The 26,155-nt window shown below is 72.7% G+C and carries 25 protein-coding genes and 2 tRNA genes; 17 read left to right on the plus strand and 10 right to left on the minus strand.

What is annotated here, in order from left to right; translation table 11 throughout:
- The first annotated feature begins 48 nt into the window (after positions 1–48).
- The 9 genes from AC156L_RS29460 (at position 49) to AC156L_RS29500 (ending at position 6,526) form a co-directional block, all read left to right on the plus strand.
- Positions 49–498, plus strand: coding sequence for a WXG100 family type VII secretion target (locus AC156L_RS29460; protein ID WP_330877515.1), 450 nt, complete (start codon positions 49–51; stop codon positions 496–498).
- Complete coding sequence (locus tag AC156L_RS29465; RefSeq protein ID WP_330877516.1) at positions 498–1,730, plus strand: PPE domain-containing protein; 1,233 nt, start codon at positions 498–500, stop codon at positions 1,728–1,730. Before AC156L_RS29460 ends, AC156L_RS29465 begins: the two co-directional genes overlap by 1 nt.
- The gene (locus tag AC156L_RS29470; protein ID WP_330877517.1) at positions 1,727–2,497 is read left to right on the plus strand and encodes an ESX secretion-associated protein EspG; all 771 of its coding nucleotides are present in this window, start codon (positions 1,727–1,729) and stop codon (positions 2,495–2,497) included. Before AC156L_RS29465 ends, AC156L_RS29470 begins: the two co-directional genes overlap by 4 nt.
- Before the next feature lie 57 nt (positions 2,498–2,554).
- Complete coding sequence (locus tag AC156L_RS29475; RefSeq protein WP_330877518.1) at positions 2,555–4,525, plus strand: acetoacetate--CoA ligase; 1,971 nt, start codon at positions 2,555–2,557, stop codon at positions 4,523–4,525.
- 193 nt (positions 4,526–4,718) lie between these two features.
- A tRNA-Ser gene (locus AC156L_RS29480) sits at positions 4,719–4,808 on the plus strand.
- A gap of 37 nt (positions 4,809–4,845) precedes the next feature.
- A tRNA-Arg gene (locus AC156L_RS29485) sits at positions 4,846–4,918 on the plus strand.
- Between the two features lie 180 nt (positions 4,919–5,098).
- Positions 5,099–5,566 carry a sigma factor-like helix-turn-helix DNA-binding protein gene (locus tag AC156L_RS29490; RefSeq protein WP_330877519.1) on the plus strand — a complete coding sequence of 156 codons (468 nt, stop codon included), beginning with the start codon at positions 5,099–5,101 and terminating at the stop codon, positions 5,564–5,566.
- Positions 5,567–5,667: 101 nt separating this feature from the next.
- Positions 5,668–6,117 (plus strand): hypothetical protein, encoded by a 450-nt coding sequence (locus AC156L_RS29495; RefSeq protein WP_330877520.1) that lies wholly within the window; start codon positions 5,668–5,670, stop codon positions 6,115–6,117.
- 58 nt (positions 6,118–6,175) lie between these two features.
- Positions 6,176–6,526 carry a hypothetical protein gene (locus tag AC156L_RS29500; protein ID WP_330877521.1) on the plus strand — a complete coding sequence of 117 codons (351 nt, stop codon included), beginning with the start codon at positions 6,176–6,178 and terminating at the stop codon, positions 6,524–6,526.
- A 24-nt stretch (positions 6,527–6,550) separates the two neighbouring features.
- Here AC156L_RS29500 and AC156L_RS29505 read toward each other — a convergent pair whose 3' ends face one another.
- Complete coding sequence (locus AC156L_RS29505; protein ID WP_484407454.1) at positions 6,551–7,501, minus strand: SGNH/GDSL hydrolase family protein; 951 nt, start codon at positions 7,499–7,501, stop codon at positions 6,551–6,553.
- Between the two features lie 20 nt (positions 7,502–7,521).
- Complete coding sequence (locus AC156L_RS29510; RefSeq protein WP_330877523.1) at positions 7,522–8,334, minus strand: serine hydrolase domain-containing protein; 813 nt, start codon at positions 8,332–8,334, stop codon at positions 7,522–7,524.
- Between the two features lie 23 nt (positions 8,335–8,357).
- Between AC156L_RS29510 and AC156L_RS29515 the strand changes: the two genes are divergently transcribed.
- Positions 8,358–9,260 (plus strand): ribonuclease Z, encoded by a 903-nt coding sequence (locus tag AC156L_RS29515; protein WP_330877524.1) that lies wholly within the window; start codon positions 8,358–8,360, stop codon positions 9,258–9,260.
- Here the strand turns inward: AC156L_RS29515 and AC156L_RS29520 are convergent.
- Positions 9,247–10,134 carry an NAD-dependent epimerase/dehydratase family protein gene (locus AC156L_RS29520; protein ID WP_330877525.1) on the minus strand — a complete coding sequence of 296 codons (888 nt, stop codon included), beginning with the start codon at positions 10,132–10,134 and terminating at the stop codon, positions 9,247–9,249. The two genes, AC156L_RS29515 and AC156L_RS29520, sit on opposite strands and share 14 nt — an antisense overlap.
- A gap of 115 nt (positions 10,135–10,249) precedes the next feature.
- Between AC156L_RS29520 and AC156L_RS29525 the strand changes: the two genes are divergently transcribed.
- Positions 10,250–10,459 carry a hypothetical protein gene (locus AC156L_RS29525; protein WP_330877526.1) on the plus strand — a complete coding sequence of 70 codons (210 nt, stop codon included), beginning with the start codon at positions 10,250–10,252 and terminating at the stop codon, positions 10,457–10,459.
- A gap of 162 nt (positions 10,460–10,621) precedes the next feature.
- Entirely contained in the window at positions 10,622–12,049 is a 1,428-nt protein-coding gene (locus AC156L_RS29530; RefSeq protein WP_330877527.1) for a hypothetical protein, read from the plus strand.
- On the opposite strand, the gene AC156L_RS29535 is transcribed toward AC156L_RS29530, so the two are convergent.
- On the minus strand, positions 12,046–12,798 hold the full coding sequence (locus tag AC156L_RS29535; protein WP_484407456.1) for a hypothetical protein: 753 nt from the start codon (positions 12,796–12,798) through the stop codon (positions 12,046–12,048). The two genes, AC156L_RS29530 and AC156L_RS29535, sit on opposite strands and share 4 nt — an antisense overlap.
- 150 nt (positions 12,799–12,948) lie before the next feature.
- On the opposite strand from AC156L_RS29535, the gene AC156L_RS29540 reads away from it, so the two are divergent.
- Both AC156L_RS29540 and AC156L_RS29545 read left to right on the plus strand, forming a co-directional pair.
- Positions 12,949–14,181, plus strand: a complete 1,233-nt coding sequence (locus AC156L_RS29540) for a DNA cytosine methyltransferase (RefSeq protein ID WP_330877529.1) — start codon at positions 12,949–12,951, stop codon at positions 14,179–14,181.
- A 491-nt stretch (positions 14,182–14,672) separates the two neighbouring features.
- On the plus strand, positions 14,673–15,878 hold the full coding sequence (locus AC156L_RS29545; RefSeq protein WP_330877530.1) for a thioester domain-containing protein: 1,206 nt from the start codon (positions 14,673–14,675) through the stop codon (positions 15,876–15,878).
- Positions 15,879–15,949: 71 nt separating this feature from the next.
- Here the strand turns inward: AC156L_RS29545 and AC156L_RS29550 are convergent, their stop codons facing one another.
- The gene (locus tag AC156L_RS29550; protein ID WP_330877531.1) at positions 15,950–17,281 is read right to left on the minus strand and encodes a BNR-4 repeat-containing protein; all 1,332 of its coding nucleotides are present in this window, start codon (positions 17,279–17,281) and stop codon (positions 15,950–15,952) included.
- A gap of 201 nt (positions 17,282–17,482) precedes the next feature.
- Here AC156L_RS29550 and AC156L_RS29555 point away from each other — a divergent pair, with 201 nt between their 5' ends.
- Positions 17,483–17,656 (plus strand): antitoxin, encoded by a 174-nt coding sequence (locus AC156L_RS29555; protein ID WP_330877532.1) that lies wholly within the window; start codon positions 17,483–17,485, stop codon positions 17,654–17,656.
- 77 nt (positions 17,657–17,733) lie between these two features.
- A complete protein-coding gene (locus AC156L_RS29560) occupies positions 17,734–18,294 on the plus strand; it encodes a putative glycolipid-binding domain-containing protein (protein ID WP_330877533.1) in 561 nt (186 codons plus the stop codon).
- Position 18,295: 1 nt separating this feature from the next.
- Here the strand turns inward: AC156L_RS29560 and AC156L_RS29565 are convergent, their stop codons facing one another.
- The 5 genes from AC156L_RS29565 to AC156L_RS29585 form a co-directional block, all read right to left on the minus strand.
- Positions 18,296–19,483: a thiolase family protein gene (locus AC156L_RS29565; protein ID WP_330877534.1), complete on the minus strand. Its 1,188-nt coding sequence runs from the start codon at positions 19,481–19,483 to the stop codon at positions 18,296–18,298.
- Positions 19,484–19,547: 64 nt separating this feature from the next.
- Positions 19,548–21,443, minus strand: a complete 1,896-nt coding sequence (locus tag AC156L_RS29570) for a fibronectin type III domain-containing protein (protein WP_330877535.1) — start codon at positions 21,441–21,443, stop codon at positions 19,548–19,550.
- A 55-nt stretch (positions 21,444–21,498) separates the two neighbouring features.
- Positions 21,499–23,325 (minus strand): fibronectin type III domain-containing protein, encoded by a 1,827-nt coding sequence (locus AC156L_RS29575; protein ID WP_330877536.1) that lies wholly within the window; start codon positions 23,323–23,325, stop codon positions 21,499–21,501.
- Between the two features lie 10 nt (positions 23,326–23,335).
- Positions 23,336–24,313 (minus strand): prephenate dehydrogenase, encoded by a 978-nt coding sequence (locus tag AC156L_RS29580; protein WP_414719960.1) that lies wholly within the window; start codon positions 24,311–24,313, stop codon positions 23,336–23,338.
- A 41-nt stretch (positions 24,314–24,354) separates the two neighbouring features.
- The gene (locus tag AC156L_RS29585) at positions 24,355–25,566 is read right to left on the minus strand and encodes a M20 metallopeptidase family protein (protein WP_330877538.1); all 1,212 of its coding nucleotides are present in this window, start codon (positions 25,564–25,566) and stop codon (positions 24,355–24,357) included.
- 89 nt (positions 25,567–25,655) lie between these two features.
- Here AC156L_RS29585 and AC156L_RS29590 point away from each other — a divergent pair, with 89 nt between their 5' ends.
- Positions 25,656–26,144 carry a tRNA adenosine deaminase-associated protein gene (locus AC156L_RS29590; protein ID WP_330877539.1) on the plus strand — a complete coding sequence of 163 codons (489 nt, stop codon included), beginning with the start codon at positions 25,656–25,658 and terminating at the stop codon, positions 26,142–26,144.
- Positions 26,145–26,155: the final 11 nt, after the last annotated feature.

A 26,155-nucleotide genomic window follows, 5' to 3' on the forward strand; every position in this document is an offset into this window, starting at 1 on the left:
GTGTCCGCGGCAGAGGCGCGGGCACCTGCTGGGCGAGGGGGATAGCCGATGACCGAGGACAACGCCGTGCCGCCGGTGGCGGCGGCGCCGCCGCCGCAACCGAACTTCACCACCGTCGCGCAGGCGGACCTGGTGTCCGCGCACAGCGCGGTCGCGGCCGTCGACCAGGCCGTGGACACCGGCAAGATCGCGCTGGACAAGGGATCGGCCGACGACCTCATCAAGGCCATCGCGGAGGCGCGCGACCGGGTCCAGGACCTCTACGACTCGGTCCGCGACCAGCTCGACATCCCGTTGCAGTTCGGCGACAACTGGGTCGGCCGCTCGATCAGCCGCCGGTTGCGCCAGGTCGCGGTGGGCGACCAGCAGTCGGCGGTGTTCGTGATCCGCGAGTTCATGGACGTGCTGGAGGACGTGGAGACGACCGTCCGGCAGGCGGCGAAGAACACCGATGACCACGACGAGGACATCGCGCACACGATGGGCGGTAAGGGCTGATGCCGGGCGACAAGCAGGACAAACCGCCGAACCCGTACCCGGAGCCGCGGCAGGGGGAGCCGTCGGAGCTGGGTGAGAAGGTCGACTGGATGACCTACTCGCACCAGGAGCTCTACGACATGGTGCACACGGGCGTCGACCTCACCAGCGCCGCGTCGGTCAAGGACGGCTGGACCACCCTCGGCACCACCCTCGCCGAGGTGAAGGACCAGCTCATCAGCGCGGTCTTCGCCTCGTCGAGCGGGTGGGAGGGCGAGTCCGCCGAGAAGGCCCGCGACGGCCTGCTCACCGTGGTGAAGTGGGCGGAGAACACCAGCGACCACGCCACCAACGTCGCCGAGTGCATCAACCTGGAGATCGAGCACGTGGTGACGGCGCGGGAGCAGATGCCGAAGCCCGCGCCCGCCCCCACGCCCGTGGCGCCGGTCGACCAGCTGGTCACACCGACCACGACCCCGGTGGCCCCGGTCAGCCGGATCGCCGTCGACGCGCTGACGCCCGTGGACCCGGCCGACCCCGGTCAGCTGACGACGCGGTCGCCGTTCACCGGCATCGACCAGGTCGGCGCGCCGGTCGTGGCCGAGACCGCGGCCGTCGACGCGGGCCACCGCGCGGCCGCCGACGTGATGGCCGCGTTCCAGCAGGGTTCGTTCGCGGTCGACCAGACCGTGCCCGCGTTCAGCGCGCCGGTGAACCCGGTGGCGGCGCCCGAGGTCCTGCCGGGCACCGGCGGCGCCCCCTCTCCGACGACCCGCGTCGACGGCTCGCCCGTCGTGGTCGCCAACCCGACGACCGGTGCTCCGGTGGCTGGCCGCACGGCGACGTCCAGCGGCAGCGGTCACCGCTCCGGCGGTGGCGGTGCCGGTGGAGGCGGCGGGTACGCCCCCGCGGCCCGCGGCGGCTACTCGGCGGGCGGCTACTCCGGTGCGGGCCAGTCCTCCGGCGGCGGTGGTGCGGGCGGCTCGTCCAGCCCGATCACCCCCGGCGGCTCCAGCGGCGTCATCGGCGGCACCGACTCCCGCGCCTCGTCGGCGCAGACCTCGACCTCCCAGGCCCCCAAGGTCGCGGGCGGCGCGGCCGTGCCGGGCGGCATGATGGGCGCGCCGATGGCCGCGGGTCCCCTGGCGGGCCGCGACGACGAGACGGGCCACCGCCGGGCCCGGTACCTCGAAGAGGACGACAACCTGTTCGGCGTCGACAAGAAGGCCGCGCCGCCGGTGATCGGCACGTGACTGGGGACCCCGTGGTCTTCCGGCTCGCCGCCCAGGAGTTCTTCACCCTGTGGCAGGCGGTGCACGGCGACCGCCAGCCCGTACCGGTGGGCGCCAAGCACTACGGCCGCACCGGAGCCGAGCGGGCCGAGCTGGCGGCGACGTGCTCGCGCACGCTGTCCGCCCGCGGCCTCGGCACGGTCCAGCGGCCCGACGGCGACCTGCACGCGCTGCTGCGCGGGCTGGTCGAGTTCGACGTCGGCCTGGAACTGGTCTTCTCCCGTCGCGGCGAGACGGCGCGCGGCCTGGCCACGGCGGGCTGGCACGGCGCGTTCGTCGCACGGGTCGGCGACCAGGTCCAGCTCGCCTCGTTCCGGCCGACCGCGCTGGCGTCGATCACCGTGTCCACCCTGCCCCCGGCGCCCGCGGGCGCGGGCCGTTCGGTGAACGTCCGCTGGGACGACTACCTGGCGGCGGGCCGGGCAGGCGAGCGCGACGGTGTGGAGGGCTTCCTGGAGGTCCTGCGGTACGCCGGGGTGCGCGAGCCGGAGGCGAACACGCTCGTGCGCGCCGTGACGACCCGCAGCGGCGGCGGTCAGGTCGCCCTGGTCGCCCGCGACCGCTCGGGGCGGGTCCACCCCACCGGCCGGACCCTCTCGTGGATGGACAGCCACGAGGGCCGGTACCTCGTGCGGCAGGACGGCGGCTGGTTCATCCTCGCCCCGGCCGATCCGGGCAGGCTCACGTCCGCGCTGGAGGACCTGGTGGCGGCCGACGGTCGCGTGTGACGAGGTGTGTGGGCGTCCGCTGTGGTTCTGAGCCGTCCGATCGGCTAGGAACGGGGTATGAGCGACACGAACGCCGAGGCCGAACTCCTGTGGCAGCCCGATCCCGACCAGGTCGCGGACACCCGCGTGGCCGCGTTCCGCGACTGGCTGCGGGCTGAGCGCGGACTCGACCTCGCGGACCACGCCGAGCTGTGGGCGTGGTCGACGACCGACCTGGAGGCGTTCTGGGGCGCGGTCGCCGACTTCTTCGACGTCGCCTTCCACACCCCGCCGACCCGCGTCCTGGGGTCGGAGTCGATGCCCGGCGCGCGGTGGTTCCCCGGCGCGACCCTGAACTACGCCGAGCACGCCCTGCGCCCCGGCCCCGGCCGCGCCGACGACGACCTCGCGGTGATCTTCCACCGCGAGGACGGCCTCACCGCGCAGCTCGACTTCGCCACCCTCCGCCGCCGCGTCGCCGCCGCCCGCGCCGGACTGCTGGCACTGGGCGTCACCAGGGGCGACCGCGTCGTGGCGCTCGTGCCCAACTCGCCGGAGGCGCTGATCGCGTTCCTCGCCGCCGCGAGCATCGGCGCCACCTGGTCGTCGTGCTCCCCGGACTTCGGCGCCCGCGCCGTCTCCGACCGCTTCACCCAGATCGAGCCGACCGTGCTGATCGCCGTCGACGGCTACCACTACAACGGCCGCACGTTCGACGTCCGCCCGACCGTGGACGAGTTGCGCGCGGAGATCGGCTCGCTGAAGGCCACGGTGCTCGTCGACTACGTCGGCGGCACGCTGCCCGGCACCGTCGACTGGGCCGCGCTGCTCGCCAAGCACGACGGAGCGCCCCTGGAGTTCGACCCGGTCCCGTTCGACCACCCGCTGTGGGTCCTGTACTCCTCGGGCACCACGGGGCTGCCCAAGGGCATCGTGCAGGGCCACGGCGGCATCGTCGTGGAGCACCTCAAGATGCTCGGCCTGCACGGCGACCTCGGGCCGGGCGACCGCTTCTTCTGGTTCACCACCACCGGCTGGATGATGTGGAACTACGTCATCGCGGGCCTCCTCGTCGGCACCACCGTCGTCCTCTTCGACGGCAGCCCGGCGCACCCCGACCTCAACGTCCTGTGGCACCTCGCCGAGCAGCACCGCGTGACCTACTTCGGCACGTCGGCCCCGTACATCCAGTCGTGCCTCAAGGAGGACCTGCGGCCCGCCGAGCGCTACGACCTCACGGCGCTGCGCGTGGTCGGCTCCACCGGCGCCCCGCTCACCCCGGAGGGCTTCCGCTGGATCGCCTCCGCGCTGGGCGACCACGTCCAGATCGCCAGCGTGTCCGGCGGCACCGACCTGTGCACCGCGTTCGTCTGCGCAGCCCCCGACCTGCCGGTGTGGCTGGGCGAACTGTCCTGCCGCGCCCTCGGCGCCGCTGTCACCGCCTACGACGACCAGGGCCGCGAGGTTGTGGACGAGGTGGGTGAACTGGTCATCACCAGGCCCATGCCGTCCATGCCCCTCTACTTCTGGGGCGACGAGGACGGCAGCCGCCTGCGCGAGGCGTACTTCGACGACTACCCCGGCACCTGGCGGCACGGCGACTGGATCCGCATCACGCCGAGGGGTTCGGCCGTCATCTACGGCCGCAGCGACTCCACCCTCAACCGCGGTGGCGTCCGCATGGGCACCAGCGAGTTCTACCGCGTCGTCGAGTCGCTGCCCGGCGTGGCCGACTCGCTGGTCATCGACACCTCCGGCGCGGCCGAGCCCGACGGCGAACTCCTGTGCTTCCTGGTGCTGGACGACGACACCCTCTCGCCGGAGCTGGAGAAGGCCCTCCGCACCGGCCTGCGCACCAACCTGTCACCGCGCCACGTCCCGGACAGGTTCATCGTCGTCAGCGAGGTCCCCCGCACCCTGAACGGCAAGAAGTGCGAGGTCCCGGTCAAGAAGATCCTCGCCGGAACCCCGCCGGAGCGAGCGGTCAGCCGCGACGCCCTGCGCAATCCGGACTCCCTCCAGCCATTCCTCGACCTCGTCCGGAAGTAGTGGGGGAGACGAAGATCACTAACGGTCTCGACATGTGCCGTTCACCCGCCGTCGCGGGTGGCGGGACTGTCGGTGGCCAACGCCCTGAGCTGCGCTTTCGCTGAATCCGACAGTCGGGCGGAGGTGTTGGAGGGGGCGTTTTGCTCCCCAGGCGAAGGTGTGTGTAATCTATGCGTCGTAGCCGAGGGCTCCGGGAGGCTTCGCCTAGTCTGGTCTATGGCGCCGCACTGCTAATGCGGTTTGGGTTTATCGCCCATCCCGGGTTCAAATCCCGGAGCCTCCGCAACACCCGGTTTCGGCCAGGTGACAACTGAATATACGCGCCCGTAGCTCAACGGATAGAGCATCTGACTACGGATCAGAAGGTTAGGGGTTCGAATCCCTTCGGGCGCACACGCTGATCAGGGCCCCTGTGGAGAATTTTCCGCGGGGGCCCTGATCGTTGTCGGCGACCAACCGCGAACCGATCGGTCCACGGCCTGGGAAGTTGCTCCCAACGGCGCGGCGAAATCTGCGTCACACCCGCCCCGTAACCGAGTCTCGTTCACGTCGGGACGGCGCGAGGAGGCGGGGATGGGGACCGACATGGACTCCAGACAGTGGTTAGCGGCGGGGCGGGTCGACTTAGGGGCACTCAGGCCGTTCGTGGTCCGGTACTGCCGGGCACGGGTGGGGCGGCGGGGGTCGTCGTTCTCGGTGGCCGACGCGGTGGCGCGGGAGGTGTGCGCGGACGTGGTCGAGACGTGGCCGGAGGTCCGCGGGCAGGGGCGGTCGTTCCTGTCGTTCGTGTACGGGACCGCGGTGCGGAGGGTCGCCGCGGTGCCCGGTGCCGGTTCGGGGGTGCCCGCGGCGGAACTGGTGGAACTGCTGCCGGCGCAGCAGCGGGAGATCCTGCTGCTGCGGGTCACGGTCGGGCTCTCGGCCGAGGAGACGGCGGACGCGATCGGGACGACACCCGGTGCGGTGCGGGTGGCCCAGCACCGGGCGTTGAACGAACTCCGGCGCCGGTTGAAGGGCAGGCCGGACCGGGAGAGGGTGTAGGAGTCCCCGAGTGGTGGACCACACCGTCGAACACCGAGGCGCGAACGTGAGAACGTTGTGGCGATCGGTGACATCGGCGGGGGTGTGGAGTGGCTCGTTCCGTGACGATCACCGGCGCTCGGGCCGTGGCGCACCTGTCGGTCGAGGACCTGGTCGAGGTGTTCGCGGCCTACGTGCTGCCGTTCGCGGTGCCGGAGGCCCACTTCTACGTCGGGGGCGCCGTCGGGGTGGACACGGCGGCGCTGGAGTGGTTGGCCGGGCAGACCGAGGCCGCGGTGACGGTGGTGGTGCCGCGGACCGTGCGGGACCAGCCCGACGCGGCCTCGGAGGCGATCGTGCGGTGGCACGGGGCCGGGCGGTTGGCCGAGCTGGTCGAGCTGGACATCGACGAGGTCGGGATCGACGCCTACCTGGCGCGCAACCGGTGGATGGTCGACAAGAGCGACCTGGTGATCGGGTTCCCGAGGTCCGGCGACCAGGGCAGCGGAACGGGCTACACGCTCGGGTACGCGGCCTCGCAGGGCAAGGCGCTGCTCGTCGTGCCGATCTAGCCGCGGCACCGGGGTGTTATTCCGCCCCGTTCGGCCTGGCTGGTGGGATCGTTCGGTCATGCGCAACGAGGAGATCATGCAGCGGGCCATCGGGGTGCTCACGCTGATGCACGGCGGGGACGGGGAGGCGGATGATCTGCGCCTTGCGCTGAAGCTGCTCCAGGAGGACGTGTTCAGCTACTCGGTGGCGGTGCCGGACAGCGCCACCGAGGACGTGGCGGAGTTCGTCCGGCTGGCCCTGGAGCAGGTGATGGCACGGGTGGCGGCGTTCACCGCCGGGCTGACGCTGGGGTTCCAGGCGGTCGCGCACGCGTACGAGGAGAAGTGCGAGGACGCGGACGTGGCGACCGTGCTCCAGCAGTTGGCGCTCCGGCTGGAGTCGCAGGGGGGCGGTGAACGGCCCGCCTAGGGAGGCGGGCCGTTCACCGAGCGCCTAGAGCTTGCGGGCCAGCAGTTCGGCGAAGGCCGCCTGGCCGGCCCTGCTCGGGTGCAGGACCGCGACGGGGCCCTCCTGGCCGGGGGCCAGCGCGTCCAGGCCGCGGTAGTACGGCGTGCCGCCCTGGCAGGCGGAGTGGCCCTCGAACTCGGCGCGCAGGGTGCCGTCGTCGGTGTAGGCGCTGGCGTAGACCGCGTTCACGCCGCGGGCGCGGGCGGCGCGGACGCCGTCGCGGACGGCCCGGTCGACGCCCTGGGAGACGGTCGCCCCCTCGGCGCGTTCCGGCAGGGTGAGGATGCCGTCGCCGCAGATCGGGTCCAGCGGCACGTCGGGCGCGTTGGGGCCGGGGGCGAAGGCGCGGCCGTAGCCGCCGAGGACGACGCGGGCGCGCGGGCTGCGCTGCTTGACGTCGACGAGCAGCGCGGTGAGCTTGGCCGACATCGCGGGCAGCTGGCCGAGGACGAGCTGGGCGCCCGCGCCGGTGCAGTCGGACTGGATGCACAGGCCTGCGTACTCGGCGAAGCCGACGTCGTTGCCGCCCACGGTGAGGAACACCAGATCGGTGGACTTGGACAGCGCGTCCAACTGGGGCGGCTGCTCCTTGAAGGTGGTGCTCAGATCAGCAATCGCGGCACCGCTGCACATCACGTTGGTGAAGTCCACCTGCTTTCCCCGTGAGCGAAGGTCGGCCACCACGACGGCCGCCGCGGAATTCGCGCTGCGGTAGCAGACGCCTTCCGTTCCCGGTTCGTAGTCGCCGGCCCCGGTACCTGCGGCGTAGGAGTCCCCCAAGGCCGCCACCTGCAAGGTTCTCGCTGTTCCGGCGTTGGCCGCCTGCGTGGACGCGAGCGCGAGAGCGCAGGCGAACAGCACTGTGCCGAGCTTTTTCATCGATCTCCCCATTCGCATCGAGCGGAACGGGCGGAGATTAGCACCGGACTTATTCATTCTTCGTCACGAGAAACCAATCAAGACAGTTCCGCCAACACCGAGTCGGTGAACGCGGGCCACGTCTCGATAGCCCATTTCCCGAACGCGCGATCGGCCAGCGCCACGCACGCCGCGCCCGCCACCGGGTCGACCCACAGGAACGTGCCGCTCTGCCCGAAGTGGCCGAACGTCGCGGGCGAGCTGGCCGAGCCCGTCCAGTGCGGCGACTTGCCGTCGCGGACCTCGAACCCGAGGCCCCAGTCGTTCTCGCGCTGGTTGCCGTAGCCGGGCAGCACGCCCGCGAGCCCTGGGAACACGACCGCGGTCGCCTCCCCGACGAGCGCGGCCGACACGAGCTTCGGCGCCTGGAGCTCGGCGGCGAACAGGGACAGGTCGGCCACCGTCGACACCGCCCCCGCGGCGGGGCTGCCGTCCAACGAGGTCGCCCCCATGCCGAGCGGCTGGAACACGGCCTCGGCCAGGTAGTCGCGGAACGCGAAGCCGGTGGCCTCCTCCACGGTCTCCGCCAGCACCTCGAACCCGGTGTTGGAGTAGATCCGGCGGGTGCCCGGCGACGCCTGCGCCGTGCGGCTGTCGAACGCGAGCCCGGACGCGTGGGCGATGAGGTGCCGCAGCGTCGAGCCCTCGGGGCCCGCGGGCTGGTCCCACTCGACCGCCCCCTCCTCCACGGCCACGAGGACGGCGTACGCCACGAGCGGCTTCGTCACGGACGCGAGCGGGAACGGCCGCTCGACCTCGCCGCGGCTGCCCGCGACGCGGCCGTCGGAGGTGACGACCGCCGTCGCCGCGTTGTCTACCGGCCACTCGGACACCGCGCGCAGGCTCTCCATGGCCCCAACGTTAACGTCGTGCCGTGTCGATCCGTGAGTTGATCGTGCTGGGCACCGCCAGCCAGGTCCCGACCCGTGCGCGCAACCACAACGGCTACCTGCTGCGCTGGGACGCCGAGGGCCTGCTGTTCGACCCCGGCGACGGCGCCCAGCGGCAGATGCTGATGGCCGGGGCCGCGGCGAGCGACATCACCCGGATCTGCGTCACGCACTTCCACGGCGACCACTGCCTCGGACTGCCCGGCATCGTGCAGCGGCTGTCGCTGGACAAGGTGACCCGCCCGGTGTTCGCGCACTACCCGGCGTCGGGGCAGCAGTTCTTCGACCGGCTGCGGCACGCCAGCTCGTTCTACGACGTCACGGACGTCCGCCAGGAGCCGGTGTCGGCCGAGGGGGTGATCGCGGAGGGCCCGTTCGGCACGGTCGAAGCCCGCAGGCTCGACCACTCGCTCGACACCTTCGGCTACCGGCTGGTCGAGCCGGACGGGCGGCGGATCCTGCCGGACCGGCTGAAGGAGCACGGGATCTCCGGACCCATGGTCCGAGAACTCCAGGAGAAGGGCGTGCTCGGCGGCGTCGCGCTGGAGCAGGTGAGCGAGCCCCGCCCCGGCCAGCGGTTCGCGTTCGTCATGGACACCCGGCTGTGCGACGGCGTGTACGCGCTCGCGGAGGGGGCCGACATGCTGGTGATCGAGTCGACGTACCTGCACGAGGACGAGCGGCACGCGGTCGACCACGGCCACCTCACCGCGCGGCAGGCCGCGACGGTCGCCGCCGAGTCCGGCGTGCGCAAGCTCGTGCTCACGCACTTCTCCCAGCGCTACCCGGACGCGTCGCGGTTCCACGCGGAGGCGGCCGAGGTGTTCGACGGGGAGATCGTCGTGGCCAGGGACCTGGAGCGGATCCCGGTGCCTAGGCGCGCCTGACCCACTGGTCGCGGACGAGGTCGTCGAGCGCGGACCGCTCCGGCTCCCAGCCGAGCACCCTCCGCAGCCTGCGCGTGTCCGCCCGCAGCTCGGCGACCTCCCCGTCGTTCGCCGGAGCGCGCACCAGCGGCACCGGACGGCCGGTGACCCGCTCGACGGAGGCGACGACGTCCCGCACGCTCGCCGCGGTCGCGCCCACGTTGAACACGTCGTGGGACCCGACCGCGGTCCGCTCCAGCGCCAGCGCGGCGGCGGTCGCGACGTCCTCCACGTGCACGAAGTCGCGCACCGCCGAGCCGTCGCCGAACACCGTCAGCGGGGTGCCGCCCGCCGCGGCGTCGACCGCGCGGGTGATCACGCGGGTGCCGTCGCGGTCGTCGCCGCCCGCGGCGTTGAACAGGCGCAGGGTGGTCGCGCCGATCCGGCCGGACCGGGCGGTCCACGCCACGGCGTCCTCCGCGGCGGCCTTGGAGGCGGCGTAGGGGTTGGCGGGCGCGCGCGGGCAGTCCTCGGGGATCGGCTGCGAGAGAGGGGCTCCGTAGACCGTCCCGGTGGAGACGAACACCACACGGGACCCCTCCGGCAGCGCGGACAGGAGGTTCACCGTGCCGCCCACGTTGACCTCGTAGTGGTGCAGCGGCCTCTCGAACGACTCCCGCACCCGCGCCACCGCCGCGAGGTGCACGACGGCGTCCACGCCGTCAGCCGCTCGCACCAGGGAGTCGCGGTCCCGCAGGTCAGCGCGGGCGGACTCGACCCCGGCCGGGACGTCGGCCTCGTGCGCCAGCGCCCGCACGGCGTGGCCCGCGGCGACCAGGCGGGCGACGACCGCGCCGCCGATGAACCCGGACGCGCCGGTGACCAGGACTCGCATGGCGCCCATTCCAGCAGCCTTCCCCGAACGGGTTTTTGGCCACCGGCCAAAATTGGGGCTAAAGGTATCGATCGGGTGGACCGATGTAACTCAAGTGAGTTACCCCCATCCTGCCGTGCACACCAGCATCGACGGTGCACTGGCCGAGCACGCCGACCTGATGGCCAAGCGCCAGCGGTTCCTGGAGGACGCCGCGGCGATCGTCGCCGCCGCGCCCGCGTCCGAGGACGAACTGTCCACGTTGCACATCGCGTTCCCGAAACCCAAGGGCGCCCGCGCGTTCCTCAACCGGGTTGACCAGGTGCTCCGCGACGCCGCTCGCTGATCTCCGCCGCGAGGAGGGCCGTCGTCGGGACCGCGTCCCACGACCTTCACCCGGTTGTTGCCGGACCGTGCTTCGCCGCCGTGAGGGCGTGCCTCTACAGTGCGGATCACCCGGCGCTCGCCGGTGCTCTCCTCCGCTGCTCATCAAAGCGAGATCTCGGCGATGACTCCTGTCTTCCTCGCGCTCCACGAGCGCCTTCGCACGTTGTTCGGCGACCGCAAGGTCGTGCTCGCCGGGGGGACGCGGCTCAGTAGTCGCGTCTCCGAGCTGAACCAGCTCGGAGCTCGCCACACGCTCGTCCTGTCGACGGACGACCACGCGCCGCTGCACGACTCCGAGGTCTCCCGCTGGGTGCCGCTCGGCATCGCGGGCGGGTTCGTCGCGGTGGAGCAGCGCAGGCTGACCCAGCTCCTCGAACGCCCGAACGCCGAGGTGCGCGCGATCCTCGACGACTTCGACCCGGAGGGCGAGGCGCTGGTCATCAGCACCCCGTACATCTCCACGGCCGAGTTCGCGGGCCGTCCCGTCCTCAACGCCCGCCGCCCCGAGTGGGTCGAGCTGGAGAACAAGACCACGATCGACGCGCTGTGGGACGAGCTGTCCGCGCCGCGCGCCCCGGCCGTGGTGCTGGACCTCGACTTCGAGGCCCTGTGGGTCGCGACCGAGAAGCTGGACCGCGGCGCGGGCGTCGTGTGGTCCGGCGACGGTCCCGCGATCAACGGCGGCGCGAACTTCGTCCGCCGCGTGCGGTCCCGCGAGGAGGCGGCCGACGCCTTCGCGGTGCTCGCGCCCAAGTGCGACTTCGTGCGCGTGATGCCGTTCCTGGAAGGGATCCCGGTCAGCGTGCACGGGATCGTGTTCCCGGACGGCACGGCGGTGCTGCGGCCGATCGAGATGGTCGTCCCGCGCCGCGCGGGCTCGGCGAGGTTCCTCTACGCGGGCTGCGCGTCCTACTACGACCCGCCCGCGTGGATCCGCGACGAGATGCGCAACCTGGCCCGCCGCGTCGGCGAGCGGCTGCGCGAGACGGTCGACTACCGCGGCACGTTCACGCTCGACGGCATCGCGACCGAGGACGGCTTCCTGCCGACCGAGATCAACACCCGCTACGGCGGCGCGATGGTCTGCTTCGAGGACGCCCTGCCGCAGCTGCCGGTGTCGCTCGTCCAGGTCGCCCTGGTGGCCGGGCACGACCTCGGGATCTCGTCCATGGAGTTCGAGGAGCTGCTCGTCGGCGCGGCCGACGGCTTCCGCGCGGGCTCCGTCGGCGCGAACGTCCGCGCGGTCAACCCGACCGAGGTCGTGGAGCGGCCGGTCGTCTTCACCGACTGGTCGTGCCGGTTCGCGCACCCGGAGGAGGCCCCCCAGGCCACCCTGAGGCTGCGCCCGTCGCCGCTGGGAGCCCGCCTGGAGCTGGACTTCCACGCCGAGCAGCTCCCGAACGGCCGCCCGGTCGCCGCCCTCACGGTCGCCGCGTTCGCGCTGGCCGACCAGGAGTGGGGCACGTGCCTCGGCCCGCTGGAGCCCGCGATCCCGATCGAGGACGAGGTCCTCACCTCGGTCGAGCTCGGCGAGGCCGTCACCGCCTAGTAGGACTCCGGGTCCGGCTGGCCCTTCTCGCCGTACGCGGCGAGGAAGGCCAGCCGGTAGCCCATGAGCGCCATGGTGACCGCGCCCGGCTGGTGCGGCGGGTACCCGTCGTCCTCGTAGGCGCGCAACAGGTCCGGGTACTCCTGGGCGGTGCCCAGCAGCGCCCAGTGGTCGGACTCCTCGCCCTGCACGAGGTGGTGGGCGACCGCCGCCGCGTCGACGAGCACGGCGGACGAGTGGTGGCTGGTGCCGTGCGCCATGCCCCACACCACGTGCGCGGTCTGCTTCGGCACGGCCTCCGGCACGGCGGTCGCCAGCGCGACCACGCACGCCACCTCGGCGTTGGCCAGCGACTCGAACACCTTCGGCGCCGCTTTCGCGACGGCGTAACGGGTCTGCGTGATCCAGTCGGGTGACAGCCGGGGGAGTTCGCGGCCGAGGGCGTTCCACCGCCGCCAGGTGCGCTTGCCGTCCTCGGTGAACCCGCACCCCGCCAGGCCGAGCGCGGCCAGCAGGAAGATCAGCCGGTCGCGGACGTCCGGCGCGACCTTGTAGTTCGCGCCCAGCTCGGCCAGGAACGGCACGGCGGAGGCGCTCGCCTCGGACACGGTGTCCTCGGGCAGCAGCCGGGTGACGAGCCCGGCCAGCGACGCCCCGCGGACGGACCGGTCCTCGTCGACCACCCCGCGCAGCAGCTCGTCGACCCCGCGCGCCGACCCGCGCCCGTCCGACAAGTCGTTCCAGGGCACGGCTTCCAGACCACGCAACGGATCCGGCCGTTGCCAGGCGGGCGGCAGCTCCATAGCCGGGAACCTACGGGATGCCGTGTGGACAGCGGCGTCGCCGGGCGGACGGGTCGTCTGCGACAACGGGTGACACCCAGCCGTACGATCACGCACGTGCCGTCGCCCGTAGCCCTCCGCGGCGCCACCTACCGGGTGGCGGACCTGTTCTCCGGAGCCGGTGGGATGAGCCTCGGCTTCCACGCCCACCCCGACTTCGCGGTCGTCGGCGCGGCCGACGCCCAGATCGGCAAGCCGTCCTCGAAGCTGGGTTCGTTGCGCTGCAACGGCACCTACCGGGCGAACATCGGGATCGACCCGCTGGGGTTCGACCTGGCCGCGGTCGACCCCGTCGACGTGCGCGAGGCGTGGGGCCTGCGGCGCGGTGAGCTGGACGTGCTGGTGGCGTGCCCGCCGTGCTCGGGGTTCAGCCGCACCACAGCCGCGAACCACCTGCGCGACGACCCCCGCAACTCCCTCGTCGGCAGGGTGGCGGCGTTCGCGGCCGAGCTGCGCCCGCGCGTGGTCCTGATGGAGAACGCCCGCGAGCTGGTCAAGGGCAGGCAGCGGCACCACCTCGAAGGGCTGGTCGACGAGCTGGAGAAGCTCGGCTACCGGGTCGCCGCCGGGTCGCACCTGCTGTCCCGGTTCGGGCTGCCGCAGCTGCGCGAGCGGGCGCTGGTGGTGGCCGTGGACGCCGGGCTGCCGCTGCGGACGCTGGAGGACGTGTGGGAGGGCTACGAGGTGCGGCCCTCGGCGATCACCGTGCGCCGGGCGATCTCGCGGCTGCCCGCCGTGCCCGCCGGGTACGCCCACCCCAAGGACCCGACGCACGTGTCGCCGTCGTTCCGCCAGGACCGGACGCTGCACCGGATGCTGGCGATCCCCGTGGACGGCGGCTCGTGGGCTGACCTCGTGGGTTCCGAGACGACCGCGGCGCTGCTCAACCCGGCCCAGTTGAAGATCATCGAAACGGGCCGCTGGGGGTCCCACCCGGACGTCTACGGTCGCATGTGGTGGGACGAGCCCGCCCGCACGATCAAGCGCGAGTGCGCCCACGTCGGCAACGGCCGGTACGCGCACCCGCAGCAGCACCGGCTGTGCACCGTGCGCGAGATGGCGCTGCTCCAGGGGTTCCCGAAGCGGTTCCGGTTCGACGTGTCCATCCTGGGCAACGCCTACCGGCACATCGGCGACGCGGTGCCGCCGATGATCGCCTACCAGCTCGCCGGACTGGTCAGGTGGATCCTCAGCGGACACGCGCCCGACGTGGCCGGGCTGTGCCTGCCGGGGACGTCGCTGCGCGCGAGCGACATCCGGGCGACGGCGCGGGCCGAGCTGGTGGCGTGACCAGCGGGTCGGCGCGTGCGCTGCTCCCGCTGGTCCAACCGGGACGCCCGACCGGCGGTGCGGTCGTTCGGCGGATCGCGCGGCCGGGCCGCCGCCCGCCGATCAGATGATCACCATTCGGTAACGGTGTGACCACGGAACGGTCAGTCCTTGACTGTTGAACCTTCATTAACAGGGTTTCACCTGCGAAAACGCTGCGGTGGACCTAGTGGTCTACCGGGTTCGCCCGGTGGTCCGCACTCCGTGAACGCGATCAAGCGGCTGGATTTGATCGTCCACTGTGGAAGGCTGACGTGCGTTTTCGCTGCTCGTGACCATCGCGGCTGGATAGAGTACCCGAAATCGATCGTCTGTAACCCGATCGGATAGTGTTCCCGCGACTCCTGTCGAATCCGCGTGAAGTTCGGGGCCCCTGAGCCCCCTGCAGGACGACAAGATCCCACATTCTTTGTCACCCGATTCGGGCTAGTCAGAGAGCTTGAAGGAGATCCATGACATCCCGGTTGAGCGCTTCGCGCATTGGTGCGGCATTCCTCGGCGCGTCCATCGCCCTGTTGGCGTCGGCGATGCCCGCCGTGGCCGAGGTCCACGTCAAGCCGAAGCCCGCGTGGGACCAGCACGGCGCCGACGTCTACGTCGAAGGCGACGACAGGCTCCTCGACACCAGCCTCATCGGTCTGGAGATCGACGGCACGAACACCAAGGTGCAGGCCTACTGCGTCGAGCTGCCGACCCCGCTCAAGGACGGCCTCCCCCTCAAGGAGGTGCCGTGGGACAAGCACCCCAACCCGAACACGAAGTTCAAGGAGAACGCCGACAAGGTCGCGTGGATCCTCCAGCACGCGTACCCGTTGGTGAACGAGGACGAGCTGAGCAAGGTCGTCGGCAAGGAACTCGACGACGACGAGGCCATCGGCGCGACCCAGGCCGCGATCTGGCACTTCAGCGACGGTGCCAAGCTGGACAAGGGCCGCGTCAAGAACGGCGACGTCATCGCGCTGTACGACTACTTGATCGGTGAGGAGAACACCGGCATCAAGGAGCAGCCGACCCCGACGCTGACCGTCGAGCCCAAGGACAAGGTCGGCGTCCCCGGCGAGCTGATCGGTCCGTTCACCGTCACCACGACGGCGGGCGAGGTCGTCCTCAAGGCCGACCTGCCCGAGGGCGTCGTCCTCGCGGACAAGGACGGCAACCCCCTGGCCGACCCGAAGGCCGGCACCCTCGCGGTGCAGGACGCGGGCACCAAGACCAAGGAGTTCTTCGTCAAGGTCCCGGAGGGCACTCCGGACGGCAAGGCGACGTTCTCCGTCGAGGCGAACGCCGAACTCTCCCAGGGCCGCCTGTTCGTCAGCAGCAACGACCAGCAGCAGACCCAGTCCCTGGTCGTGGCCTTCCCGGCCAAGGTCAGCCTGAAGGCGGGCGGCACCGTGTCCTGGGCGGCGGCCCCGGTCACCACCACCACGCCGCCGTCCACGACGGAGACGACCCCGCCGACCACGACCACGGAGTCGACGCCGGCCACCACGACGCCCGCCCCCACGACGACCACCACCCCGGTCCCCGCGGGCGGCAGCAGCGGTGACCTCGCCAGCACCGGTGCGTCGATCTTCGTGCCGCTGGTCATCGGCATCGTGCTCGTCGGCGGTGGCGCGGGTGCGCTGCTCGTGATGCGTCGCCGCAAGTCCGCTTCCTAGTTCGTCCAGCACGCAGCAGAACGCCCCCGCGAGCACCGCTCGCGGGGGCGTTCTCGTGCGTCGGGGACCCGCTAGCGGCGCCGGACGCCTGCCACGGTGATGTCGCCGTCGGCGACGGCCACGTCCCGCGCCGAGGAGGCACCGGACATCAGCACCCGGACCGGGTCGCGGAAGTCCTCGACCAACTCGATCCGCTGCACCGGCTTCGCCGTCGGGATGACGGTCTCGGCGTCCCACGTGCGTCCCAGCGTGACCCGGTAGGTGTTCACGTTGGGCTTGCCGTCCTCGGTCGCGTAGACCCGCCAGGTCAGCGGGCCCAGCGGTTCCATCTCGCGCACCCGGAGCCCGCGCGCGACCTCCTCCGTGCGCCACCGGAACCCGTCCCACCAGGACAGGTTGTCGCGCAGCGGACCCTTCGCCTCGTCACCGGTGAACCACAGCACGAACGGCTTGCCGAGCGTCGTCCCGACCAGCTGGACGTAGTCCGGCGACTTGACCCCGTTCGGCACCGCCAGCGGCGTCTCGGCGACCTTGAGGTGCGTCTCCTGGTCCACGTCGTCGACCTGCGTGCCCAGGTCGCGACCGCTCGCCGAGTAGAAGTGCAGGTTCCGCGGGTTGAACCAGGTGTAGTAGACGTTGCGGTGGTACCGGTCGTGCAGGTGTCCCTCCGGGCCGCCGCCCGCCAGCGTGTAGACGATCCTCACGCGACCGTCCGGCTCCTGCCGGAGCTGGCCGACGTAGGTCTCGTTCATGTTGTCCGCGCGGTCGGTCGACCCGAGCGCGAACGGGTGCCCCGTCAGCTCCTGCGAGGTCTTCCAGGTGCGACCGTCGTCCTCGGACACGACGTACAGCATCGGCCGGGTGTCGGTCGGGACCGACGGGTCCAGGTCGTGCGACGTCTCGCGGAAGAACACGAAGATCCGGCCGTCGGCCGTGACGAACGGCATCGGGTAGGTGGCGGCGTCCTTCGAGATCACCCGCTCGGACCAGACGCCCTCCGACGAGTGCGGCTCCGGTGCCCGGTTCAGCACCAGTTCCACGTTGTGCCTGCCGCGGAACGAGAGCAGGTGCCCGTCCCGCGCCTGCACGAGCGTCGGGTAGTTGTGGGCGTCGGAGTCGCCGTCGGCGTACTTGACGGGCGTCGACCACACACCGGTGCGGTGGTCGAAGGACTGGGCGTAGTTGTCCTCGTACCGCCCAGCCCAGGAGACGAACGTCCTCTTCGCGACGGCGTCGTACAGGCCGCCCGCGACGGGACGGCGGTCGGTGCGGGCCGCGACCGAGGTGGCCGTGGTGGTCGTCGTGAACTCGGCGGTCCGCTCCGGGGTGGCGTTCGCCGGAGGGGACAGGACCGCGAGCAGCAACAGCAGCGGCGGCGCCGTGAGGCGCGTGAGCCGAAACATCGTGGCGTTCCTCCTGGTGATGGCCGTGGGACACGGCCGACCAGGCGGCGGCGCGGACATCTTCGCACGCGGGGCGGGGGGTGGGTCCAGAGTTGACCGGGCCGCAGTTCGGCATCGGGCGTAGCGTGACCGCCGTCCGTTTGGCAGTGGGGCCCCGGGGCGTGCTCCGGTACCCTTCCCCAGGAGTGCGAAGGAGCACCAGTGAACTTCGATGAGATCAAGAACAAGGCCGCCGAGCTGCTGGAGCAGAACCACGAGAAGGTGGACGACGGCATCGACAAGGCCGCCGAGTTCGCCGCGGGCAGGTTCGGGCACGAGGACCAGATCAAGTCGGTTGCCGAAAAGGCCAAGGACTTCCTTCCGGGTGGGCAGTGAACTCGTTCAACACGGATGAGCGGGTGGCCCCTGCCGGGGAGACCCGCTCTCCTTCCGCGTCCGCACGTCGTCCCGAGATGGTGACCTGGCAGGGCTACCGGGAGCCGAGGCTCGAACAGGTGCGCCTGCTCCTGTCCGACCAGCGGCGCCTGCGCGCGTCCGGTCGCCTCGTGACGGCTGGTCCCGACGAGCAGTTCAGCGCCTCCTTCGAGCTGGGCGTCGGCGAGGAGGGCACGGTCAAGCGGCTGCTCCTGCGCAGCGCCACCGTGGAGGAGGAGAAGCAGATCTCCCTGAGCCGGGGCGCCGACGGCGCCTGGCTCGTCGACACGGGCAAGGGCTCCGAGCGGGCCGAGTTCGACGGCGCGATGGACGTGGACGTCCAGTTCGTCGTGCTGTTCAACTCGATCCCGATCCGGCGGCTCGGGCTGCACCGCGAAGCGGGCGAGGCCGCGCTCCCGGTCGTGCGGGTGTCGCTGCCGGACCTGTCGGTGAACGTGGTCCAGCAGACGTACCGGACGGTCTCGGTCGGCGAGGAGACCTCGGTCGTCCACTTCAGCTCCGGCGACTTCTCGTCCGACCTGGTCGTGGACGCGCAGGGCGTGGTCGTGGACTACCCGCAGGTGTCGCACCGCATCTAGGTCACGCCCGGACGGCGATGGCCAGCCCCTGGCCGACGCCGACGCAGGCGGCGGCGATGCCCAGTCCGCCGCCGCGCGCCCGCAGGTGGCGGCACAGGTCGAACACGACCCTCGGCATCGACGCCCCGAGCGGGTGGCCGTACGCGATGGCGCCACCGTGCACGTTCACCTTCTCCCGGTCGATCTCGGGCAGGTGGTGCAGCACGGACAGCGCCATCGCGGCGAACGCCTCGTTGATCTCCCACAGCGCCACGTCGGCCGCGTCGATCCGGCGCCGGGCGAGCAGCTTCCGGATCGCGCTGACCGGCGCGAGCGTGAACCGCTGCGGCTCGACCGCCGTGACCGCGCTCCCCACGACCTCGCCGAGCGGCTCCAGCCCCAGTTCGGCGGCCACCTCGTCGGTGCCCATCAGCGCCGCCGCGGCCCCGTCGCTCAGCGGCGAGGAGTTGCCCGCGGTGACCGGCCCCCTCTCCGAGAACGCCGAGTGCAGCTTCCGCAGCTTCTCGACGCTGGTGTCCGACCGCACGGACTCGTCGCGGCGGATCGCGGTCCCGTCCGGGCGCTGCACCGGGAACACGAAGCCGTCGTGCACGCCCGCGTCCCACGCGGCCGAGGCCCTGCGGTGCGACCGCAGCGCGAACGCGTCCATCTGCTGCCTGTTGACGCCGAGTTCCCCGGCCACGGTCTCGGCGGCGCGGCCGAGCGGCACGGTCCACGTCGCGGGCATCCTCGGGTTGACCAGCCGCCAGCCCACCGCCGTGGACGCCGTCTCCAGCCGGTCCGCGAACGGCTTCTCCGGCCGGGGCACCACGAACGGCGCGCGCGTCATGCCCTCCACCCCGCCGGCGATCAGCAGGTCCGCGTCGCCCAGCGAGATCGCCCGCGCCGCCTGGACGACCGCCTCGCCGCCGGAGGCGCACAGCCGGTTGACCGTCGCGCCCGGCACGCTCGTCGGCAACCCCGCGAGCAGCGCGGCCATCCGCGCCACGTCGCGGTTCTCCTCACCGGCGCCGTTGGTGTTGCCGTAGAGGACGTCGTCGATCCGGGCCGGGTCCAACCGGTCGCCGTGCCTGCGCATCAGCTCGCTGATCGGCAGCGACGCCAGGTCGTCCACCCGGATGCCCGCCAACCCTCCCCGGTAGCGGCCGAACGGGGTGCGGGCGACGTCGAGGACCAGGGCACGCGACATGCCCCCATCTAACCCCCGGAGGCGGTGGTCGGCTCTTCGTCGCGGGACCGGTCGGACCGCCCGGCTACTCGGCGATGAAGAACGACACGAACGCCGAGGCGGGCCTGGTCGTGCTCTCGGTGCTGAACGCCTTGACCTCGATCATGTGCGGACCGGGGGCCAGGCCGCTGGTGTTGAGCGCGAGCCGCCACCGGCCCGCGACGGCCGGGCCGTCGTCGGTCGTGGGCACGCCGGCCACCTCGTCGCCGTCCAGCCGGATCGTGAACCCGGCCAGCCCCGGCAGCCGCGCGGTCGTGCGCCTGCCCTCCAGGCCGTCCAGCACGACGTCGAGCACCAGCCTGCCCGCCTGGAGCGGTTTGCCGTCGGGCACCGGCTCGCCGCTCGCGTCGAGCACCGTGCCGGTCGCCCTGGCCAGGTCCAGCTCCACGCCGTTCAGCGCCTCGGTCTCGGTGCTCGGCGCGGCGGCGGCGCGCGCGCCCGGCCTCGGCACCAGCTCCAGGTCCACGTGGGTCAGCTGGATCCGCATGGGCCTCGGCGTCACCACGCTGACCACCACCTGCTCGGTGCGCCCCAGCAGCACCAGCGCCTCCCGCGGCAGGTCGGCGACCACCGGGTAGCCGCTCTCCGGACGCCACGCCGTGCCCGGCACGGCGGGCCGCAGCGGCACGACCACCTTCCCGCCGACCAGCGCGGTGAACTCGGGCGCGACCCCGGATCCGTCGGTGTGCACGACGTTCATCCGCAGCAGGCCGCCGAGCACGTCGGGCAGCGGTCGCGCGCCGGGGTCGTCGGCCGTCGGACCGCCCACCTCGACCCGGACGTCCGGCGGGGGCACCAGCGGCGGTGTCGGAGCCGACCGGCCGCCGAAGGCGATCAGGTCCACGTGCACGCGCTCACCGGACGGGCCGACGACGCCGACCAGCGCGGTCGCCTCCGTCCACTGCGGCACCACCTCGCCCTTCGCGACCAGCGCGCCGTCCCGCAGCACCCGCACGCCGTCGCGGCGCAGCACCACCTCCCACCGCTGGCTCACACCGAGGCGCGCGACGGGCACGGGGTGCGGCTGCTCGTCGGTCGGCGCGATCCTCGGCGTCCCCGGCGCCACGAGGACCTGCGCGGTCGTCGTGCCCGCGCTGGACGCGATCCGGGCCCTGACCGCGCCGGGCGGCAGACCGACGGCGTCGACCGCCCGGTCCGCCGCCATCTCCGCCGGGACGCCCGAGACCACGCTGACCGGGCCGGGCACCAGGTCGAGGAACAGCTCACCGTCCACGCCCGGCGCGTCCGTCTCCACCGCGAACCGGCCCAGCTCGTCGGAGTCCGCCAGCGCGAACGGGGTCCGCGAGCGCAGCACCACCGGTGCCGCGGCGCAGTTGCTGCTGATCACCAGCCGCCGCGCGTCGTCGCCCGCGCCGGGGGTGGCGCGGGCGCAGTTCTCCCGCGTGGCCAGCCGCCACCGGGCGGGGTCGGGGGCGTTGGGCTGGTCGAACCGGTCCACCAGCACGTACCTGTCGTCGGTCGAGGTGTCGGTGCGCGGCGTGCCCGACCCGGTCGCGGGCGTCGACCGCTTGCCGAACGAGTCGACCGCGCGCACCTCGACCCGGTACTCCCGCCCGTCCTCCAGGCCGTCGAGCTGGGCGACGGGCTGCGCGACCAGCAGCACGTGGTCGAGCTCCGCCCCACCCCACCGCACCTCGAAGCCGGGGGAGTCGCCTGCCCAGCGCAGTTGCAGCCGCTGGGGCCCGGACCGCACCACGAGGTCCCCCGGCGGCTCGGGTCTCTCCGTCGAGGGGGGCAGCACGACGCCCTGGCCCGCGAACTTCGTCAACGACGTCGGGGGCGGCGGGACCGGCGTCGTCGTCACCGGCGGTCCGGTCAGCCCCGTGGCCCGCAGGACCACGACGGCCCCGCCGAACAGCACGAGACCGGCGGCCACCACGGCGATCCGACGTCGGTCCATGGCGCCAAGCTAGGCCGAGCACCGACCGCGGTCACTAGTCGTTGTCGACCCGAGATCAACGGGTCCGGATCTCGAACGACTGCTGGGTGTCCCTCGGGGAGAGCGACGGGTCCTTCGGCTGCACGCGCGCGGTCACCCGGTGGGCGCCCGGCCGCAGGTCCGCGGTGTCCAGCCAGAACTCGTACCGCCCACCGGCCGACGCCCCGTCCGCGGCGGTCGGCAGCGTGACGATGCGGTCGCCGTCCAGCTCGACCTCGATGCCGGAGGTCTCCGCCACGACGTGGTCGTGGCCCGCGTCCAGCTCGACGACCAGCCGCACCCTGCCGCCCTGCGGGAACGGCGTCGGCGGTGACACGTTGGTCTCGTGCTCCACGCCCAGCTCCGGCTGGGCGACCCGCCGCACCAGCCCGCCGAGGTCGGTGACCCGCGGCAGCCTCCTGGCGGGCGCGTCGACGGCGTCGCGCACCACCACGTTCGCGCTGACCGAGTCGATGTCGGTGGTCGAGGTGAGCCTCAGCTTCGGCGAGTCGCCGATCGCCGGGTCGGGCAGCGGGAAGTCGGCGTAGAGCGTGGTCGACACCGTCGGACCGACGGTGCCCCACGGGAACATCGGCTTGGCCAGCACCTCCCGGTCGCCGAAGCGCACGGTGACCGGCGCGTCGTTGTTGCCGTACACGCCCGCCACGACCCGCAGCGACTCCGCGCCCGCGAACTGCGCCGACGACACGGTCCCCAGCGTCGTCGCGGACGGCTCCCGCTCCGACGGCCCCAGCGGGATGATCGACGTCGACCTCGGGTTCTCCGCACCGCCGCCGACGCCGAACGAGTCGATCGTCGTGCCGCGGGCGTCGCGGAACGCCAGCCGCGCGCGGGCCCTGCTCCACGGCACGGCGGCCGGAGCGGCGGCCAGCACCTCGCCGTCGCGCACCGCGACCACCGCGTCCTGGAGGATCCGCAGCTCCCACCGGTGCCGCACGCCGGTCGACGGCACGATCGACCGCCCGCTCACCGGCACGACCCGCGACGTCGTCGGCACGTCGACGCCCTTGTCGAAGCTCGCGCCGAAGGGGTTGACGTGCATGACGATCGCGCCCGGCGGGATCTGCGTCGGCGCCGACACGCTGTCGTACATGCCCAGCCACGGCAGGTCGTCGTACGGCTCGGGCAGGAGCGTGATCGCCACCTCCTGGTTGAGGCCGTTCGGATCCGTGCCGGGACCGTCCATCGTCAGCATCACGCGACCGCGCTCGCCGTCGTTGTCCGGCTGCGGCTCCGTCAGCACGAGCGTCATGTTCGACTGCATCTCGGCGTTGTCGCAGGTGATCTCCACCCGCTTCACGCCGGGCAGCGACCGCAGCCCGAGGCAGTCGTCGTCGCCGAGCACGCGCCACCGGTGCGACGACAGGGCAGCCTGCCCGTCGAAGTGGTCGACCGGCGCCACCAGGTGGTCGGCCCAGGCCTCGTTGTAGAGCAGCCGCGGCACGGCCCTCATGCTCGTCGGGGCCGACCGGTGGCCCTCGGCGTCGACCGCCCGCACCTCGACGGTGACCTCGTCGTTCGCGGGCAGGCCGGTCACCTCGGTCTCCGGCACCACCACCAGCCGCACCTGGTCGTGCCAGCGCACCTCGTAGCCGTAGCCCACCGTCGGCGTCCACATGGCGCGGATGCTGGTGATGTCCAGCGCCGTCAGCTTCAGGTTGGACGGCGCCGCCAGCGACTGCCTCTCCGCCCGGTACTCGACCCGGTCGTCGACGAACCGGGTCAGGGTGATCGGGTCGGTCGACGTCACCTGCGGCGGCGGAGCCTCCACCCGCAGCACGGCGACGGCCCCCACGAGCAGGGCCAACCCTCCGACGACGGCGATCAGCCTGCGGCGCTCCACACCGCCGACCCTACGAGGTCCGCGCCCTCGCGGTCGCGCCCTCCAGCGAAACGATACGGCCGCCCCGCGCCCCGAGCGCCCGCAGAGCTTCGGCCACGCCCGCGGAACCGAGGTCGATCGTCACGTCGGTCCGCTCCGCGACCCGCTGCGCGTCCAGCGCCGTCCTGGCCCGGTGGCCCGCGTCGATGGTCTTCGCGAGCCCGCCAGTGGACGCCAGCGACCCCCGCGCGGCGCCGAGCCTGCCGAGCGCGTCGTCGACGGCGTCCAGGAGCGCGGTCCGGTTGCCCTCGCACATGGCGCGCACCAGTTCCGGCCGCGTCCCGGCGACCCTGGTGCCGTCGGTGAACGACCCCGCCGCCAGCGCCAGCGCCAGCGGACCGCCGTCGGCGCCCACCGCGGCCAGCACGGCCGCGAGGATGTGCGGCAGGTGCGAGATCCGCCCGACCGCCGAGTCGTGCTCGGCGGCGCTCGTCGGCACCACGTGGGCCCCGGTCGCGAGCGCCAGCGCCACGACCTCGCGCAGCACGGCCGGGTCCGACCCGTCCTCCGCCGCGACCACCCAGGCCGCCCCCTCGAACAGCGAGGCGGACCCGGCGGCCCAGCCGGAGGCGGACGTGCCCGCCATCGGGTGCCCGCCCACGTACCGGGCGCCGGGGACCAGCCCGCGGACCGCGTCGGCGACGGGCTCCTTGACGCTCACCACGTCGGTCAGCCTCGCGGTGGGGGCGAGGGCGGCGACCCGCCGCAGCACCTCGTCGACGGCGGGCAGCGGCACGGCCAGCACCACCAGCGCGTCGGCCGCGACGGCCCGGCGCAGCGCCTCGTCCGGGTCGGCCGCGACGTCGAAGCCGTCCGCTCCGGCGGCCTCCGCGTCGGCGGCGGACGTCGTGGCCCCCCACGCCGTCCACCCAGCGGCGGTGGCGGCGCGCAGCACCGAACCACCGATCAACCCCAGTCCGAGCACGCACAGATCAGGCACGCGGCACATCCTGCCGGCGTCGACCGCCACCGCCCACCGGGCGCACGTCCTCAGCGCAGCGCGTCCAGCGCGAACGCGGTGTGCAGGACGACCCCGTGCACCATGGCGTCGTCGTCGAACAGCACCCGGTTGGAGTGGTTCGCCTCCGCCACGGCGAGGTCGACGCCGGGCGGGCAGGCCCCGAGGAACGCCATGGCGCCGGGCACCCGCTCCAGCACGTAGGAGAAGTCCTCCGCGCCCATCAGCGGGTCGAGCATGGGTTCGGCCCACGCGGGCCCGATGGCCCTCGCGGCCAGGTCGAGGACGTGCGGGCCGACGACGTCGTCGTTCACCGTGACCGGGTAGCCGGGGACGACCTCGACGGTCGCGGTGCACCCGTGCGCGGCGGCCACGTGCTCGCACACCTGCCGGAGCTCCTGGTGCACCAACGTCCTCGTGGCCGCCGAGAGCGTGCGGACGGTGCCCTCCAGCAGCGCCGTCTCGGGGATGATGTTGGTGGTGGTGCCCGCCCTCAGGTGGGCGATCGTGACGACGGCGGGCTCGTGCACGCTGACCCGCCTGGCGACCATCGTCTGGAGCGCCCCCACCATCGCGGCGGTCGGCGGGACGGGGTCGATCGCGTCGTGCGGCATCCCGCCGTGCCCGCCGCGGCCCGTCACGGTCACGTGGAAGGTGTCGGCGGACGCCATGATCGGGCCGGGCCTGCACGTGACGACCCCGGACCGCAGCGTCGACGTGATGTGGACGGCCAGCGCCTTCTCGACGCGCGGACCCGCGACGTCGAGCAGGCCCTCCTCCAGCATGAAGCGGGCCCCGTGCTGGCCCTCCTCGCCCGGCTGGAACATGAACACGACCCGGCCCGCCAGCTCCGCCCGCCGCTCGCACAGCAGCCGCGCCGCCGACGCGAGCATGGCGACGTGCGTGTCGTGGCCGCACGCGTGCATCGTGCCGTCCACTTCGGACGCGTAGTCGAGCCCGGTGTCCTCCTGGAGCGGCAGGGCGTCCATGTCGCCGCGCAGCAGCACCGAGGGACCGGGCTTCCCGCCCTCCAGCACGGCCACCACGGCGCTGGTCCGCTCGCCCAAGGTGATCTTGAGGGGGAGGTCGGCCAGCGCCTCCAGGACGGCGGCGCGCGTCACCGGGAGGTCGAGGCCCTGCTCGGGGTGGCGGTGCACCTGCCTGCGCAGCGCGACCGTCCTGGGCTGCACGGCCCGAGCCGCGTCGAGCAGTCCGGCGAAGCGGGGATCCACAGTTGTGCTCATGGGTCGATACTGACATCGGACGAGCCCTCGGCGCTGCTCCCGGAGGCCCCGTGCTACCGGGTGCGCCCGCTGCCCCCTACGGTGTGCTCATGGCAGAGCAGGAGCCGGTCAACGGCTTCGCCGTCGCGGTCGTCCGGGAGGACGGCCGCTGGCGGTGCAGCACGATGGACAGCTCAGCGCTGTCCGAACTGGACGCGGCTATCACCGAGCTGCGCCAACTCCGCTCGACCGGAGCGGCCTTCGGCCTGCTCGCCGTCGACGACGAGTTCTTCATCATCCTCCGACCGGTGCCGGGCGGGGTGTCCCTGCTGCTCTCCGACGCGGCGGCGGCCCTCGACTACGACATCGCCGCGGACGTCCTCGACCTCCTGCGGGTCGACCCGCCGGACGAGGAGGACGAGGAGCTGTGGCCCGAGGGCGACCTCGGCGTCCTGACCGACCTCGGGATGCCGAAGCACGAGATGCAGATCGTCGTGGACGAGGTCGACCTCTACCCCGACGAGCAGCTCCAGATGATCGCGCAGCGCTGCGGCTTCGCCGACGAGTTCACGAAGCTGCTCGACAAGATCCAGGCGTGACCCCTTCGCCC

The organism is Umezawaea sp., from assembly GCF_057122925.1.

Bases quoted from the DNA above. Each gene is read 5' to 3' on its own strand.
- AC156L_RS29460 (WP_330877515.1), top strand. From the start codon at position 49: ATGACCGAGGACAACGCCGTGCCGCCGGTGGCGGCGGCGCCGCCGCCG.
- AC156L_RS29465 (WP_330877516.1), top strand. From the start codon at position 498: ATGCCGGGCGACAAGCAGGACAAACCGCCGAACCCGTACCCGGAGCCG.
- AC156L_RS29475 (WP_330877518.1), top strand. From the start codon at position 2,555: ATGAGCGACACGAACGCCGAGGCCGAACTCCTGTGGCAGCCCGATCCC.
- AC156L_RS29490 (WP_330877519.1), top strand. From the start codon at position 5,099: ATGGGGACCGACATGGACTCCAGACAGTGGTTAGCGGCGGGGCGGGTC.
- AC156L_RS29500 (WP_330877521.1), top strand. From the start codon at position 6,176: ATGCGCAACGAGGAGATCATGCAGCGGGCCATCGGGGTGCTCACGCTG.
- AC156L_RS29505 (WP_484407454.1), bottom strand. From the start codon at position 7,501: ATGAATAAGTCCGGTGCTAATCTCCGCCCGTTCCGCTCGATGCGAATG.
- AC156L_RS29510 (WP_330877523.1), bottom strand. From the start codon at position 8,334: ATGGAGAGCCTGCGCGCGGTGTCCGAGTGGCCGGTAGACAACGCGGCG.
- AC156L_RS29520 (WP_330877525.1), bottom strand. From the start codon at position 10,134: ATGCGAGTCCTGGTCACCGGCGCGTCCGGGTTCATCGGCGGCGCGGTC.
- AC156L_RS29530 (WP_330877527.1), top strand. From the start codon at position 10,622: ATGACTCCTGTCTTCCTCGCGCTCCACGAGCGCCTTCGCACGTTGTTC.
- AC156L_RS29545 (WP_330877530.1), top strand. From the start codon at position 14,673: ATGACATCCCGGTTGAGCGCTTCGCGCATTGGTGCGGCATTCCTCGGC.
- AC156L_RS29550 (WP_330877531.1), bottom strand. From the start codon at position 17,281: ATGTTTCGGCTCACGCGCCTCACGGCGCCGCCGCTGCTGTTGCTGCTC.
- AC156L_RS29560 (WP_330877533.1), top strand. From the start codon at position 17,734: ATGGTGACCTGGCAGGGCTACCGGGAGCCGAGGCTCGAACAGGTGCGC.
- AC156L_RS29565 (WP_330877534.1), bottom strand. From the start codon at position 19,483: ATGTCGCGTGCCCTGGTCCTCGACGTCGCCCGCACCCCGTTCGGCCGC.
- AC156L_RS29570 (WP_330877535.1), bottom strand. From the start codon at position 21,443: ATGGACCGACGTCGGATCGCCGTGGTGGCCGCCGGTCTCGTGCTGTTC.
- AC156L_RS29580 (WP_414719960.1), bottom strand. From the start codon at position 24,313: ATGTGCCGCGTGCCTGATCTGTGCGTGCTCGGACTGGGGTTGATCGGT.
- AC156L_RS29585 (WP_330877538.1), bottom strand. From the start codon at position 25,566: ATGAGCACAACTGTGGATCCCCGCTTCGCCGGACTGCTCGACGCGGCT.
- AC156L_RS29590 (WP_330877539.1), top strand. From the start codon at position 25,656: ATGGCAGAGCAGGAGCCGGTCAACGGCTTCGCCGTCGCGGTCGTCCGG.